The organism is Sphingomonas sp. PvP056 (assembly GCF_040549155.1).
Lineage (GTDB): Bacteria > Pseudomonadota > Alphaproteobacteria > Sphingomonadales > Sphingomonadaceae > Sphingomonas.
Window position 1 is genome coordinate 56324 of the sequence record NZ_JBEPST010000004.1, and the last position, 15348, is coordinate 71671.

A 15348-nucleotide genomic window follows, 5' to 3' on the forward strand; every position below is an offset into this window, starting at 1 on the left:
GCCCACACACCGGGTGACGGCGGGGAACGCCCAGGCGTCGGACCATATCGCCTCACACACAAACCGGATGCAGACGGATGTCAGGCGGCTTGTGGACCGGGTCGCTTCGGATCCACGACGAATTTGGCGAGCGTGGCAATGCTTCCGCCGGGCCGATCAACCTGGTCGAGCACCTTCACCTGGGCATGCCAGAGATCCGGCGTGACGGTGAAAAGGTGATAGCCGCGCTGGTTGTTGAGCAGCGCGACGTTCGGGTTGTGGTCCAGCGCATGGTCTTCGCCCGCATAGCGCGCGCCGCCCGTCCCGCTCGACGATATCGACGTCGCGAGGAATTCGCTGGCAATCGCCGGCCCTTCGACGTCTTCCGCGCGGGCCGGCACGGATCCGACCACATTCTGGTGCAGGTCCCCGCTGCCGATCACGACGTTCTTCAGATCGCGGCGGACGATCGTGTCGATGAGCCGCTGGCGCGCCATGGGGTAGCCGTTCCAATTGTCCTTGGCGACGACCGGTGCCGTCCCGCTGTCCTTGCGCGCATCATAGGGCATCAGCATGACCTGTTGCGCGATGAGGTTCCAGTGCGCGGCATTGTCCAGCCCGCGGTCGAACCACGCCTCTTGCGCCGCGCCCATCATTGTCCGCTCGGCTCGGTCGATCAGCTGACACGCGTCGAGTTCCTCGCGCCCGATCCCGGGACGTTCGCAGAGCTGATCGCTGCGATCGGAGCGCGTATCGAGCACGTGGAGGCGCACCAGATTTCCGTAATCAAGTCGGCGATAGGCGCGCACGCCATTTGGCCTCGGTCGCTGCGCACGGCGCACCGGGACATGTTCGTACCACGCCTGCAGTGCGGCGGCCTTGCGCAGCGCGAAGACGGCTGGCGGGTTGCCGTCCTTGTCGAACACGCCCGCCCAATTGTCGTCGATCTCGTGATCGTCGAAGGACATGATGAAGGCGACCGCGGCATGCGCCGCCCGGAGATCGGGATCCGCTTTATATTGCGCGTAGCGGCGGCGGTACTGGTCGAGCGTGTAGCATTCGCCGCCGAGATGCTTGCGCGGGGTCGGCCCGGCGCGCGGTGCCATCTCGTAGATATAGTCGCCGTAATGATAGACCGCGTCGAGATCGGGCTCGCGCGCCAGATGCGCATAGCCCGTAAACAGGCCCATCTCGAAATCCTGGCACCCCAGCATGGCGAGCCGTACCCGATCGAGCGCCGCCCCCGCGGCGGGCGCGGTGCGCGCGGTGCCGACCGGGCTCGTGCCTGCGCCTGCGACGAGGAAGCGATACCAATAGGGCCGATGCGCGCGAAGACCGTCGACCTCGACATGGACCGAATGCGCGAGCGTGGCGATCGCCACCGCTGCACCCGCGCGGACGATCTTGCGGAAGGCGGGATCTTCGGCGACTTCCCAGCCAACCGGCACGTCGTGCGGCGGCATGCCACCGTCGGGCGTCTGCGGTTCGGGTGCCAGCCGAGTCCAGATCACGAACCCGTCCGGCCAGGGCTCGCCCGCCGCGACGCCGAGGGTGAAGGGATCGCGCGTGAAGCGTGTTCGCGCAAGCAGCGCGGGCGCATCGATCCCGGTCGAAAGCGCCAGCGTAAGCCCGGTCTTGATCAGCGTTCGGCGGTCGAGCTGGGCCACGGCGATACTCCATCAGGCACGGCGTGGGCAGCGTGACGGACGACCTCCGCCACCGGCCTGCGCGGCCGGGCAATATCGGGAAGACGGAACAGTCGGCCAAAACCCGACACCTGATCCGACACGATCGTGTCAGCGGCTTCCCAAGGGGTCGGTCGGGCGTATCGAGATGGCTTTGCGATCATAGGATACCGTGACGCCGTAAGCGACCTGCACCGCCTGCAGCGCTCGACCGGTATCCGAAATGCGGAACCGCCCGCTGATCGGCAGGGCGAGCAGCGCGCGATCCTCGACCAGGATCGGCCGCGCCGAATAGCGTTGCAGCTTGTCGATCAACACGCCCAGCGGGACGTTCGACGCCTCGAACCACCCCGATTTCCACGCGGGTGCGGTTTCCGCGGTGCGCGGTTGCGCGGCGATATGACCATCGACGACGTGCGCAGCGTCGCCCTTGCGCAGCACCAGATCGTGCTCTCCCGCGAACGCGACGTCCACCGCGCCGCGATAGACCGCCACGACGGTCCGTGCGGGGCCCTGCCGATCGACGTTGAACGCGGTGCCGAGAACGCGCACCGCGGTGCCTCCGCTCGCGACCTCGAAGGTCCGGGCGTTTTCATGGCGAACGTCGAAGAAGGCCTCCCCGCGCACGAGCTCCGCCTTGCGCGCCCAGGGCAGGATCTGCACGCGCAGCTCGCTGTCGCCGCTGAGATCGACGCGCGACCCGTCCGCCAGCACGACGGCTTTGCCGCCGCCGACGCCGGTGCGATAGGCGGTGGTGGTCGCGGACGGCAGGATCACCACCGCCGCCAGCGCAGCGCAGGCCGCCGCCGCCAATCCGGGAACGACATATCGCCGCCGGGGGCCGCCAACACGCGGCATTGGCGGCAATGACGCCACGGCTTCGGGCGGCCGCAGCGCTTCGGCCAGCGCCTCCGACTGCCATAGCGCCTGGAGATCGGCGAAGGTCTCGCGGTGGCGCGGGGACGCGCCCATCCAGGCGTCGAATTCGGGGCCCGCCGCCGCGTCGAACACCGGCTGGTTGAGCCGGTCGATCCAGCCGGCCGCTTCCTCGGCGATCTGCGTGTCGCGCTTCACTGCTCCGCGCCCCGCGCGAAGGCATCGCCACCCATCGCCTTGTGGAGATCGGCCAATCCGCGCGTGATGTGTTTCTCGACGGCTTTTGGGCTCAACCCCAGCTCCCTCGCTATCGCGGCACAGCTTTGCCCCTGCAAGCGCCGGCGGACAAGCACGTCGCGGCGCAGCGGCGGCATCGTCGCCAGCGCCTGTTGAAGCACCGCAAGTTCCTGCCGCCCGGCAAGCACTCGATCGGGCAGGGGGGCCTGGCTGGCGGGCTCCTCCTCGCGTTCGGCGACATAGCGGCGGTCGCGCCTATGATGATCGACCAGCAGGTTTGCGGCGATCCGGAACCCCAGCGCATAGACGCTCACAAGTTTCTGCACGCGGCTTTGCTGCACCAGCCGCGACAGCGTCTCCTGCACGACATCCTCGACCAGATCGGTGCGGCTGGTGCGCGCCCGGACGTAGCGGCTGAGCGTCGCCGCGACCGTGCGCCAGTCCGCTTCGGGTGCCGCGCCGGCGATATCCTCAATGTGGTGCAACGGCGCGGGCATTGGACGTCCGGATTGTGGAGCCCCGCCCCTACGGCGTGTTTGTGACAGTTTCGCTCGGTGATGCCGAGGCTAACGGTTGGAGGTGCCGCAGATACCTGCCGATATGACGGAAAACGACTTGGCTGCCTCGCGTAATTTTCAGCAGAATAAATGAGACTAGAGCGATTATAGAAATCACAAGTTCTGCAGCACAGTTGTAACAATAATGCAGCGATACTGTAACATGCTGAAAGTCGACAAACTTATGTCGGGTTTTGCTATGTAACGTCGTCTTGCCCCCGAACCACTGGGGGGAAAACATGTTCCGCAAAATTCCAATGTCGCATCTTCTACTGAGCTCGGCGGCGGTGTCCGGTCTGATCAGTTTGCCCGCCACGGCCCATGCGGCACCGGCAGAGCGACAGTTCACGTTCGACGTCCCGGCGCAGGACCTTGCAGAAGCACTGCTCGCCTTCTCGCGGCTGACCGGGCTGCAACTGGCCGCATCGCCGACGCTGTTGAAAGGTGCGCACAGTCAGCGTCTCCACGCGCGGATGACCGCCGAAGCGGCACTTGCACAGCTCATCGCGGGGAATGATCTGGAGGGCAGGATCGTCGGCGACACGGTGACGGTCGCGCGGCCCGCCCGGTATGCCACGGCTGACGCGCTCGCCCCGGCGGTTGCCGCCGGGGCAGAAGCACAGGGCCAGACCGGCGCGGAGGCGCGGCTCGAACAGCCGACCGACATCGTCGTCACCGGTTATCGTGAAAGCGTTGCCAAGGCGCAGCAGGTCAAGCGAGCGGCGACCGGATCGCAGGACGTGATCCTCGCGCAGGACATTGCCGCCTTCCCCGACCAGAACCTCGCGGAAGCGCTCCAGCGCGTTCCCGGCGTCGCGCTGACTCGCGACAGCGGCGAAGGGCGGCAGATCTCGCTGCGCGGTCTGGGCGCGGATTTCACCCGTACGCAGCTGAACGGCATGGAAGTCCTCACCAACACCTCATCGGGGCTCGATAGCCGATCGTCGGTCAGCCGCTCGCGCGCGTTCGACTACAGCATCTTCGCCTCCGAACTGTTCAACAAGGTCGTGGTCGAGAAATCCTACGCCGCGGAACAGGACGAGGGCGGCATCGGCGGCACCGTCGGCCTGCATACGGCCAAGCCGTTCGACTATAAGGGTCGCACGATCGTGGCGTCCGCCAAAGGGCAGTCGAACCAGTACAGCAAGACGGTCACGCCACGGCTGGTCGGGCTGGTGTCACAGCGCTGGGGCGATTTCGGCTTCCTCGCATCGGCGGCGTACAGCACCGCCGACACGATCGAATTCGGCTATCGCAACTGGAACTGGTCGCAGATCACTTTCGGTGCGGCCAATGTCGGCCCCGCTGTCTCCGCCGCCGACCGTGCGCTGCTGGTCAATGCGACCGGTGCCAACCGCATCTGGAACAGCCGCGCGCAAACCTATGCGACTTTCTTCAACAAGCGCGAACGGCTCGGCCTCACCACCGCGCTGCAATATCACCCCAATGCGCGCACCGACGTGACGCTCGACGTGCTCTACGGCAAGCTGAACAACGATCGTCGCTCGGGCGTGATCGGCGCGGCGGGGACCAATGGTGTTTCCGCCAACAACGTGACCGGCACGCAAGTGCTGACCAGCGTTGCTTTCGACCAGTATAACGACATCGTCGGGGCGTCGTTCGACCACGTCGACATGCGCACCGAGTCCAAGTACACGCAGGACCAGACGACCTTCTGGCAGGCGGCGCTGAACGGCCACACCGACCTGACCGACACCCTCACCGCCACGGTGCTGGCAGGTTGGTCGCGCTCCATTTTCGACTCGCGTTACGCCGAAGTCTATCTGGAATCGGTCAACAAGAGCTACGCGTTCTCGGGGCTGAACACGGGGTCGCCACGGACCACCTACGGCTTCGACATCACCGACCCGTCGCAATGGGCGCTGCAGGGCCTCGAAACGCGCGCCGACCATATCGCCAGCGAATTCTACAACACGAAGGCCGAACTCGCGTGGCAGGTCGGGACGGGCTCGACGATCAAGGCAGGCGGCGGCTTCAAGCGCTTCACCAACAGCGGCCAGCAGCAAAAGGCCGCGCCGAGCTATGAGGACAAGCCGGGTATCCCGCGTGTGCCGACCAGCGTGCTGTCGGACCGCAGTCTCGCCCCCTATGTCATTGGCGACGTGCCGGGGACCTATGCCCTGCTCGGCCAGAGCACGACGGTGAATGCGAGCAATACGGTCACGGGGACCGCTTATGATCTGCTCGAGAAGACCTATGCGGCGTATCTGCAATATGACCTGAAGACGCGGCTCGGCGGTATCGGGCTGCGCGCCAATTTCGGTGTGCGCTATTATCACACCGATCTCGGCTCCTCGGGCACGGCGCTGGTCGGCGGTGTGCTGGTTCCGGTCGATGTGACCAACAGTTACCACGGCTTCCTGCCCGCCGCGAACCTGGCGTTCGACCTCACCCCTTCGCTCGTCTTCCGCGTGAGCGGCAACCGCAATCTGAGCCGTCCCGCGCTGAGCGACATGCGCGCGGCGAGCACGCTCAACCTTGCGTCGTTCGGCGGCACCATCTCCGGCGGCAACCCGAACCTGAAACCGTTCATTGCGGATTCCGTCGAGGGATCGCTCGAATATTATGACGGGCAACGCGGTTCGCTGGCGATCGGTGCTTTCTACAAGCACATGGACTCGTACATCACCTCGGAAACGCGGCTGGTCGCCTACAACACCACCGGCTACCTGGATGCACTGCTGCCCGTCGGCGTCGATCCGTCGGTGCTGGTCAACTACACGCGCCCGATCAACGGCCCCGGCGCGTCGATCAAGGGGATCGAGATCGCCGCGAAACGCGATTTCGACTTCCTGCCCGCCCCGTTCGACAAATTGGGCGTCCTCGGCAACATCACTGCCGCCGATGGCACGACCGCGGTGTATTATTCGGGCGTTGCGAAGCGTTTGCCATTGCCCACGCTGTCGAAACTGTCGTCCAACGCGACGCTCTATTACGACACCGACCGCTGGGGCATTCGCGGATCGGTGGCGACCCGCTCGCGCTATCGCTGGGGCGATGGCGGCAACGGCAATATCGGCGAGTATATCCAGGGATCGGCCAACGTCGACGCGTCGGCCTATCTCAACCTGACGCCGCGGTTCAAGGTCATGGTGGAGGCGATCAACCTCACCGATCAGCCGATCGTCCAATATGCCGATGGAACCGCCAAGCGGGTGATGACGAATACGGTCAGCGGGCGGACGGTATCGTTAGGCGCGTCCATGCGCTTCTAGGTCGGAAGCGACAGGGTAGGAGAGGCAAGCATCGCTGCGGGTGCGAGCTTGCCTCTTCCAATGCTGCAGGGCAATCTGCGACACCGTTGCGAGGCGTGGTGTGTGGCCGAACTTTCCAGGCACTCGTATCGATCTTCCCAAACCGCGCCGGCTCGGGACTACCCCGCAAGCAGCGCACGGATACGATCGGCCACGTCTGAATCGACCGGGTTGTAGACGATCATCCCGAGGTCCGGACGACCATCGACCGCGAAGCCCGAATATTCGAGCTCGATCGCGCCTAGAACGGGATGGCGCAGCCGCTTGGTGCCCTCTCCGTGGAAGCGCACGTCATTGTCCGCCCATAACGCCGCGAATTTGGGACTGGTCGCGCACAGCTCGGTGACGAGTTGGCCGACTTCGGACACCGCACCTGCCCGGACCGCGTCGGCCCGGAACGCGCCGACCACGAAGCGGGCGGTGCTTTCCCAATCTTCCTGTGCCCCCCGCACCTGGTCGTTGGCGAAGACGAGCCGCAGGATGTTGCGCTCCTCGGGGCGCAGCGTGCCGTAATCAGTGAGCACGAGCGCGGCTGCGCGGTTCCACGCCACGACGTCCCAGGTCGCGGTCTTGATGATCGCGGGGCTGGCAAGCATGCCGTCGAGCAAGCGCTGGAGCCGCGGGGTCACGCCGTCCGCGGCCTTGTAGCGGACCTCGGGCGGACGCCCGAGCGCGAGCATGAACAGATGCTCGCGCTCGGCTTCGGTCAGCATCAGGCCGCCCGCGATGCGGTTCAGCACATCGGGGGATGGCGCGCCGCCGCGCCCCTGTTCGAGCCAGGTGTACCAGGTCGGGCTGATGTTGGCGCGTTGTGCGACCTCTTCGCGGCGCAGTCCCGGCGTGCGCCGCCGTCGGATCGGAAACCCGAATGCGCCGGGATCGAGCCGCGTGCGGCGGTCGCGGAGATACAGGCCGAGGGGGTTGTCGGGGGGCGTCGTCATCATGAGCCTGTTAGCAATTATACTAGTAAAAGCTCACGGCTTTTCCCGGATAGCGAATGCGCCGATCCGGCATCGACCATCAAGGGAGAATGTCGATGCGCGTATTTCTAACAGGGGCGACCGGCTTCATCGGCTCGTATATCGTTCCCGAGTTGCTTGCGGCCGGTCATCATGTGGTGGGCCTGACCCGCTTGGATGCCGGTGCCGCGGCACTGGTCGCGGCGGGGGTCGAGCCGTATCGGGGCGACATCGAGGATCTCGCGAGCCTGACGCGCGGGGCCGCGTCGTGCGATGGCGTAATCCATACGGCGTTCGATCATGACTTCACGACCTTCGTCGCCAATTGCCAGAAGGATGCCCGTGCGATCGCGGCGCTCGGCAGCGGACTCGTGGGGACCGGCAAGCCGTTCGTCATCACGTCGAGCACCGCCATGGGATCGGCAACGCCGGGTGATCCGGCGTCGGAAAACGTTTTTGCAGCCCACAGCCCCAACCCGCGGGTCGCGTCCGAACTGGCAGGGCAGGCGCTCCTCGAGCGCGGTATCCACGTCATCACCCTGCGCAACTCGCAGATCCACGACACGTGCAAACAGGGCCTCGTCAGCGACGTGATTGCGCTTGCATGGGAGAAGGGCGTCTCGGCTTATGTCGGCGATGGCAGCAACAGTTGGTCGGCCGCGCCCGTCTCCGACACCGCCCGGCTATACCGGCACGCGCTCGAGCGGAACGAGATCGGCGCGCGCTACCACGCCACCGCCGAAGCGGCGATCAGCTTCCGCGAGATCGCCGAGACGATCGGCGAGACCTTCGGCCTGCCCGTCATGTCGGTGCGCGCGGACGAAGCTGGCGCGCATTTCAGCTGGCTCACCGCCTTCGTGTCGAAGGACATGTCGGCCTCCAGCACGCTGACCCGGGAGCGGCTGGGCTGGAACCCCGACGGGCCGACGCTCCACGCCGACATTCGCGCGATGAGGCGATATCGGGAAGGATCAGGATGTGCGCCCGTTGGCGGTGGCGGCCTTCGCGCAAAGCGGGACGAGACACAGGAGCGCGGTCAGTAGCCAGAAGGCGGCGGGCAGGCCGATTACCTGCGCGACAAAGCCGATCGCGGCTGGACCCGCGAGGATACCGGCGTAGCCGATCGTCGTGACCGCAGCGATCGCGAGACCCGCGGGCAGGACGGTCTGCTTGCCGGCCTGGCGGAACAGGATCGGCACGACATTCGACGCGCCAAGACCGATCAGCAGGATCCCGAACAGCGCGAGCGGTGCGACCGGTGCCAGCAGCATGACGCCATAGCCGACAAGCGAGAGCATTCCGCCCCACAGCATCGTCCGCCGATCCCCGAGCCTGCCGACGATCGCATCGCCGGTCAGGCGGCCGGCGGTCATCGCCACCGCGAAGACGCTATAGCCGAGCCCTGCCTGCGAGACCGGCAGCAGGCCCTTGCCGCTCAGCAGCAACGCGCCCCAGTCGAGGATCGCGCCTTCGGTCAGGAAGGTGATCGCCGCGAGCGCCGCGAGCAGCACCACGATCCCGCGCGGGACCACGATCAACGGAGTCTCCTCGGTCCTGGGGGTCGGGATCAGCCGAGGCGCGGCCAATGCCAGCGTCGCGATCATCAGGATCGAGGCCGTGACGACCCCGGCGACCGGACTGATCTTCATCGAAAGCACGGCGGTCAGCAGCGCCGATCCAACGAAGCCGCCGACGCTGAACAACCCGTGGAATCCGGACATCAGCGGCGTACCGGCCTGCTTCTCGACTTCAACCGCATGCACGTTCATGCCGACTTCGATCACACCGAGGAACGCGCCGAACAGCAGCAGCGCGATCGCCATAGTGGGTACGGTGGGGGCGAAGGCCAGGAAAGGTAGCAGGATCGCCTGCCCGATGCCGCCGACGAGAATTGCGGGTCGCGCGCCGAGCTTCGACGTCAGTGGCCCGGCAAGCTGCATCGCGCCGACCGAGCCGAGTCCGAGACACAGAAGCAGCAGCCCAAGCGATCCGTCCCCGATCGCCAGCCGGTCCTTGGCCAGGGGAACGAGCGGTGCCCAGCAAGCAAGACCGAAGCCCGACACCAGAAAGGCCAAGCGCGTCGCGAGGCGCGCGCCGGAAGTGGGGTTTTTCACTGGTAATATCCTCGGGTTAGGTCTGGGCGCACACAATGGTCGCGCCAGTTTCCGTCAAGTCGCGCACACAGTCGGCATCGGCGTCGTGCTCGACCACGATCTGCGCGAGCTTATCGATGCCACACACGCGGTGCCGCGCTCGTCGGCCGAGCTTGTCGTTCGTTGCCAGGACGATCGTCCTGCGGCTCCGCGCGGTCAACGCGCGTTTGAAGGTGGCGTCGGCAAGGTCGTACGCACTTACGCCCCCTGCGACGGATACTGCGCACGCGCCAAGGACGCACAGGTCGATGTTGAGGCGAAGGATCGCCTCGATCGCGGTTCCATCGACCGCGCCGCCGACCATTCGGTCGATCATGCCGCCGACCACCAGCAGATCGATGTCGTCCCGCTGCTGTAGCGCTGCAGCGATCGTGATCGAACTCGTGGCGATGGTAAGGTTCAGATACGGCGGCAGCTTTTCGACGAGGGCAAGATTGGAACTGCCGTTATCGACGAAAACGAAGCTGCTCGGCTCTATCAAGGAAAGGGCGGCGCCCGCGAGCGCCTGCTTTCGCTGCACGTCCTCGCCGACGCGCTCCGCCATCGGAGTGGCCCCGGTCACGACAGGCAAAGCCCCGCCATAAACGCGGCGACAGAGGCCTTCAGCGGCAAGACTGCGGAGATCGCGCCGGATCGCATCCTCGGAAAGGCCAAATTCGACAGCAAGCGCGCCGGAACGAACCGGTTGGCCGGCAGAGAGACGCTCAAGGATCGTATCACGACGGCTTGAGGGAATGTCACTTGGCATCCGCAACGCCTAGCTTACAAAACGTGCAAAAACAAGAAGCGCGTCTAGAGAACATGCAATACTATGCATCTAGTGTGCGGCCGACGCGGACTGTCGACCCAATCGGGCAACTCGGCGTCGACCACTGCGGGGCATCGGACGACCCTGAACAAACAGGGACGCCGCGTTTTCCAGTTTTAAGGGATTGGGCTGGGGTCGATCCTATGCGGATCGGTCTTGATCGGGACTTGGCGGAGCGGGAGGGATTCGAACCCTCGATACGCTTTTGACGTATACTCACTTTCCAGGCGAGCGCCTTCGACCACTCGGCCACCGCTCCGCATGTCCTGGACAGAAACGTGGCCCTAGAGCGTCGTCGGGCACTGTGCAAGCGTGCCGATACGGTGCGTGCAAATCAGGTGGGGATTGCATCATGGCAGACGCGCATGTCACGATGCCGAAATGACCATGATCCCGCTGCTCGTCTCGCTCCTAGCCGCTGCGCAGGCCGCGCCCGCCACTGCGCCGCCGAAGCAAACGGCGACACAGATCGCCGCGGCGGCGCCCGCCGAGGCGTGGGGAGCGATCAAGCCCGAGGATCTGCTGCTGATCGATTTCGCCGACGGGCAGCGCAGCGTCATCTGGCTCGCCCCCGAGTTTGCGCCTGTCCACGTCGCCAACATCCGCACCATCGCGCGCAGCGGCTGGTGGGGCGATGCGACGGTGTACCGCGTACAGGACAATTACGTCACGCAATGGGGCGATGCGACCGAAAAGAAGCCGCCCGCCGCTGGGATCACGATGCGACCCCCTGCGGAATATGAGTGGGTGTGGGGCGCGCACGGTTCCGTCGTCGCCAATCCGTATCGCGACGCCTATGCGCCTCGCACAGGTTTCAGCGCGAGCGGCTGGCCGCTGGCGGGGGACGGCAAGCAGCAGTGGTTGCCTCATTGCTACGGCATGGTCGGCGTCGCCCGCGATCTGGCGCCGGATACGGGGACGGGCGGGGACCTGTACACCGTGATCGGCCATGCGCCGCGCCATCTCGACCGCAACATCGCTGTGGTGGGGCGCGTGATCGACGGAATGGGGGCGCTGTCGGCGTTGCCGCGCGGGACCGGCGGGGGGCTTGGGCTGTATGAGGACCCGAAGATGCGCGTGCCGATCAAGCGGATCGTTATCGCGGCGGATCTGCCGGCCGCCGAGCAACTCGCCTATCAGTATCTGCGCCCCGGTACGCCCGCCTTTGCCGCCACGCTGGAAGCGCGCGCCAATCGCGGGCTGAGGTTCTTTACCGTCCCAGCGGGGACGGCGGACCTGTGCAACCTGATGGGCCCGGTACGGAAAGTCGTGCCAACCGGTTAAGGTGGCGGCGCTTCGTTACCGCCCGACCCAGTCCGCCACCTCGACCGCGACCTGATTGGCAGCGGTGTTGAGCGCTGCGCCAACTGGACCCGCCTCGACCTTGCTGACCGGCACGCGGACTTCGAAGCGGCGCTTCTCGACGACCTTGCCGGTGCTGCGGATCAATGAGCCGTCGAAGGCGACGACCGCCATGTTCGTGCCCGCATCCACGCCGAACGAGCGAAGTTCGCCCGACAGAACCGCGCCCGGATCCGAGAAGGATTGCGCGCTGCTCAGCACGATCTTGCCCGTACGCGGCGGGATCGTATCTGACAGCAGTCGCGCGAACATCCGCGACGGCGGCTCTACCCATTGCGCATTGGCGACATAGGCGATCGTCGTTGTGCTCGACTGCACCGGCACGCGCACGCCCGCCAGCGATTGGGCAACGGCGGGGACCTGGATCGTGATCGTCGGCGACGTGCTCGACGACTGCGTCTGGTTGACCGGCAGCGTGTTGGCGGAGGTCAGCGTCATCAGGAACGGCGGCGGCTTTGCAGCGAAGCTGATGCAGCCGGACAGCGACGCCAGCGCCGTCAGCGCGAGCAGCGATTTGGAGGTCGAACGGATCATGGTCACTGTCCCTTTCCGGGCTTGTAATCAGGCAGCTTCGATTGGCCGACCAGCGCCCCCGCACCACCGCGATCGACCTTTTCGGCGACCGAGGTCAACGCCATCGACATCTGGCGCAGGTCGTGGACGAGCTGGCCGACTTCGGGGATCGTCTGCTTGGAGAAGGCCTGGAGCCCCGGGCGCGCATCACCGATCGCCGCATCGAGCGTCTCGGCACTGTGCTGTGCGGAAGCGATCGTCTTGTTGAGGTTCGCCATCACCGGCTTGACGTCGTCCTTCAGCACGCCGTTGGTCGTATCGGCGAGCTGTCCGATCTGCTGTGCGGCGACACCGGCCTTCTGGATCGCGACGCGCGTTTCCGCGAGCGTCGCCGCGATTTCAGGCCCGCGATCTGCCAGCGCCGCGCTCAGGCGGTTGGTGTTGGCAAGGATGCCCGCGATCGATTGCTGGTTCTTGTCCGACAGCATGTCCGACAGGCGCTCGGTCAGCGTGGAGATCCGCTCGAGCAGCTGTGGCGCGGAACTCAGCAGCGCACCGAGCCCGCCGGGCTTGGTCGGGATCGTCGGCACACCGTTGGGGCAATCCGCGAGCGGATTCTCGGCCGGGCAGGTGATTGGCGGGGCACCCTTGACCGCGCCGTCGAGCTGCACCGTGCTGGTGCCGGTGAAGCTGCCTTGCAACGACGCGGTCGTGCCGATCAGGATCGGCGTATCGGGATTGACGCTGATGCGGACGCGGACGAGCGAGGGATCGGGCTTCCACAGCGCGATTTCCTTCACCTGGCCCGACACCACGCCTGAGAAGGCGACGCCAGATCCCTTCGCCAAACCGTCGACCGACTGCTTGAAGAAGATGTCATATTCCTTGTCGGTGGCGGTGCCCCAACGCAGGATCCACACCAGGAACAGCAGCATCACCGTCAGCAGGATGAGCACGACCGATCCGACCAGCACATGGTTCGAGCGGGTTTCCATCAGCTATTGCCCTTCCGCTGCAGCGTCAGCATGTTCGTTGCGCTCGAGTGTCGCCGTCGCGGCGCGGCCGCGCGGTCCCTTGAAATATTCCTGGATCCACGGATGGTCCAGTGCGAGCAGTTCGTCGATCGTCCCGACCGCGATCACCTTCTTGTCCGCCAGCACCGCGATCCGGTCGCAGATGGCGTAAAGCGTGTCGAGATCGTGCGTAATGAGGAAGACGGTCAGGCCGAGCGTTTTCTGGAGCGAGCGCGTAAGCTCGTCGAACGCCGCAGCCCCGATTGGGTCGAGCCCTGCCGTCGGTTCGTCGAGGAACAGCAGCTCGGGGTCCATCGCCAGCGCGCGCGACAGGCCGGCACGCTTGCGCATTCCGCCTGACAGTTCGGACGGAAACTTGGGGCCGGCGTCGGCCGGAAGGCCGCTCATCACCACCTTGTAGGCGGCAATCTCGTCGAGGAGGACAGGATCGAGCCCCGGATAGAATTCGCGCAGCGGGACCTGCACGTTTTCGGCAACCGTCAGCGTGGAGAACAGCGCGCCGCCCTGGAACAGCACCCCCCACCGCTTGGTCAGGTCGGACAGTTCGGTCGTCTCGCGATTGAGCGTGGATTCGCCGAAGACCTCGATCGACCCCGACTTTGGTGCCTGGAGCCCGATGATCGAGCGCATCAACACCGACTTGCCGGTGCCCGACCCGCCGACGACCCCAATGATCTCGCCGCGGCGGACCGACAGATTGACCCCGTCGTGGACCAGCTGTTCGCCGAACCCGTTGACCAGATCGCGGACGACGATGACGTCGTCGTTCTCTTTGCCCTTGGCGTTACCGGTTTCCATTACGACCACCCGATCGAGGTGAAGAACACGGCGAAGAAGGCATCCAGCACGATGACGAGGAAAATCGCCTGAACCACTGCCGCGGTCGTGCGCGTGCCGACCTGTTCGGCATCGCCCTCGACCAGCATTCCCTGGAAGCAGCCTGCCATCGCAATGATCAACCCGAAGAACGGGGCCTTGATCAGCCCAACGTAGAGATCGGTGACGGGCACGACTTCGCGGATGCGCTGGACGAACGTCACGGGGGGAATGTCGAGCGAAACCCAGCACAGCAATCCGCCGCCAACGATCGCGATGATCGAGGCGTACATGCCGAGCAACGGCATCATCACCACCGATGCGATCACGCGAGGGAGCACCAATGCTTCCATCGGCGATACGCCGATCGTGCGCATCGCATCGATTTCCTCGGTCAGCTTCATGGTGCCCAATTGCGCGGCGAAGGCCGAGCCGGAGCGGCCAGCGACCATGATCGCGGTCATCAGTACGCCCAATTCGCGCAGCGTGATTCGCCCGACCAGGTTGATCGTGAACACTTCGAACCCGAATTGCTGCAACTGGACCGAGCCCTGTTGCGCGATGACGATTCCGATCAGGAAGCTCATCAGGCCAATGATTCCGAGCGCGGTCACGCCGACGACCTCGAACCGCTGGACCACCGCGTTGAAGCGGAACCGCTTCGGGTGAGTCGCGACATTCCAGAAGGCGATCAGCGTCGCGCCGAAGAATCCGAGTAGACCGTAGAGCGTGTGCCCCGCCTGGACGACCGAATCGCCCAGTTCCCCAACGACTCGCTGGAAGCTGCCGACGGGGGCAGGGCGCATTGCAACCGGTTGGTCAGCGTTGGCGACCTGTTCGAGAAGATGTTCGCCGTCTGCGTCGAGCCCGATGATGTCGGCCTTGTGCTGCGCGGCGAAGCGGTGGACGATCCAGGCACCGACCGTATCGATCCGTTCCACCCCACTCAGGTCGATATGCGCGACCTTTTCGGTGGAGTCACGGAGGCGTTCGGGCAGGTCGCCGATCCGGGCAAGCACGAGGCTGCCGGTGAAGCGTACCGTGTCGCTGTCCTGGGAGAAGGCGGCCGTATCGGTCATGCGCGCCTTCCTTGC

At 65.5% G+C, this 15348-nt stretch carries 13 protein-coding genes and 1 tRNA gene; 3 read left to right on the plus strand and 11 right to left on the minus strand.

Annotated features, from left to right (window positions below):
* Positions 1-80: 80 nt before the first annotated feature.
* The 3 genes from ABIC17_RS10850 to ABIC17_RS10860 form a co-directional block, all read right to left on the minus strand.
* A complete protein-coding gene (locus tag ABIC17_RS10850) occupies positions 81-1646 on the minus strand; it encodes an alkaline phosphatase D family protein (RefSeq protein WP_354281778.1) in 1566 nt (521 codons plus the stop codon).
* Between the two features lie 129 nt (positions 1647-1775).
* Positions 1776-2738 carry a FecR family protein gene (locus tag ABIC17_RS10855; RefSeq protein WP_354281780.1) on the minus strand — a complete coding sequence of 321 codons (963 nt, stop codon included), beginning with the start codon at positions 2736-2738 and terminating at the stop codon, positions 1776-1778.
* Positions 2735-3274: an RNA polymerase sigma factor gene (locus tag ABIC17_RS10860; protein WP_354281781.1), complete on the minus strand. Its 540-nt coding sequence runs from the start codon at positions 3272-3274 to the stop codon at positions 2735-2737. Before ABIC17_RS10860 ends, ABIC17_RS10855 begins: the two co-directional genes overlap by 4 nt.
* Before the next feature lie 299 nt (positions 3275-3573).
* Here ABIC17_RS10860 and ABIC17_RS10865 point away from each other — a divergent pair, with 299 nt between their 5' ends.
* The gene (locus ABIC17_RS10865; protein WP_354281783.1) at positions 3574-6570 is read left to right on the plus strand and encodes a TonB-dependent receptor; all 2997 of its coding nucleotides are present in this window, start codon (positions 3574-3576) and stop codon (positions 6568-6570) included.
* A gap of 158 nt (positions 6571-6728) precedes the next feature.
* Here the strand turns inward: ABIC17_RS10865 and ABIC17_RS10870 are convergent, their stop codons facing one another.
* The gene (locus ABIC17_RS10870) at positions 6729-7550 is read right to left on the minus strand and encodes a helix-turn-helix transcriptional regulator (RefSeq protein ID WP_354282313.1); all 822 of its coding nucleotides are present in this window, start codon (positions 7548-7550) and stop codon (positions 6729-6731) included.
* A 95-nt stretch (positions 7551-7645) separates the two neighbouring features.
* On the opposite strand from ABIC17_RS10870, the gene ABIC17_RS10875 reads away from it, so the two are divergent.
* Positions 7646-8611, plus strand: coding sequence for an SDR family oxidoreductase (locus tag ABIC17_RS10875; protein WP_354281785.1), 966 nt, complete (start codon positions 7646-7648; stop codon positions 8609-8611).
* On the opposite strand, the gene ABIC17_RS10880 is transcribed toward ABIC17_RS10875, so the two are convergent.
* The 3 genes from ABIC17_RS10880 to ABIC17_RS10890 form a co-directional block, all read right to left on the minus strand.
* On the minus strand, positions 8540-9682 hold the full coding sequence (locus ABIC17_RS10880) for an MFS transporter (RefSeq protein WP_354281787.1): 1143 nt from the start codon (positions 9680-9682) through the stop codon (positions 8540-8542). The genes ABIC17_RS10875 and ABIC17_RS10880 overlap by 72 nt on opposite strands.
* 16 nt (positions 9683-9698) lie before the next feature.
* Positions 9699-10469 carry a DeoR/GlpR family DNA-binding transcription regulator gene (locus tag ABIC17_RS10885; RefSeq protein WP_354281789.1) on the minus strand — a complete coding sequence of 257 codons (771 nt, stop codon included), beginning with the start codon at positions 10467-10469 and terminating at the stop codon, positions 9699-9701.
* A 228-nt stretch (positions 10470-10697) separates the two neighbouring features.
* Positions 10698-10788, minus strand: a tRNA-Ser gene (locus ABIC17_RS10890).
* A gap of 122 nt (positions 10789-10910) precedes the next feature.
* Here ABIC17_RS10890 and ABIC17_RS10895 point away from each other — a divergent pair.
* Entirely contained in the window at positions 10911-11813 is a 903-nt protein-coding gene (locus ABIC17_RS10895; RefSeq protein ID WP_354281790.1) for a peptidylprolyl isomerase, read from the plus strand.
* A gap of 15 nt (positions 11814-11828) precedes the next feature.
* Here ABIC17_RS10895 and ABIC17_RS10900 read toward each other — a convergent pair whose 3' ends face one another.
* The 4 genes from ABIC17_RS10900 to ABIC17_RS10915 are packed head-to-tail and all read right to left on the minus strand — an operon-like array spanning position 11829 to position 15333.
* The gene (locus ABIC17_RS10900; RefSeq protein WP_354281792.1) at positions 11829-12431 is read right to left on the minus strand and encodes an ABC-type transport auxiliary lipoprotein family protein; all 603 of its coding nucleotides are present in this window, start codon (positions 12429-12431) and stop codon (positions 11829-11831) included.
* Positions 12428-13399, minus strand: a complete 972-nt coding sequence (locus ABIC17_RS10905; RefSeq protein WP_354281794.1) for an MlaD family protein — start codon at positions 13397-13399, stop codon at positions 12428-12430. Before ABIC17_RS10905 ends, ABIC17_RS10900 begins: the two co-directional genes overlap by 4 nt.
* A gap of 3 nt (positions 13400-13402) precedes the next feature.
* Positions 13403-14236: an ABC transporter ATP-binding protein gene (locus tag ABIC17_RS10910; RefSeq protein ID WP_354281795.1), complete on the minus strand. Its 834-nt coding sequence runs from the start codon at positions 14234-14236 to the stop codon at positions 13403-13405.
* Complete coding sequence (locus ABIC17_RS10915; protein ID WP_354281797.1) at positions 14236-15333, minus strand: ABC transporter permease; 1098 nt, start codon at positions 15331-15333, stop codon at positions 14236-14238. The genes ABIC17_RS10910 and ABIC17_RS10915 overlap by 1 nt, the downstream gene beginning before the upstream one ends.
* Positions 15334-15348 lie beyond the last annotated feature (15 nt).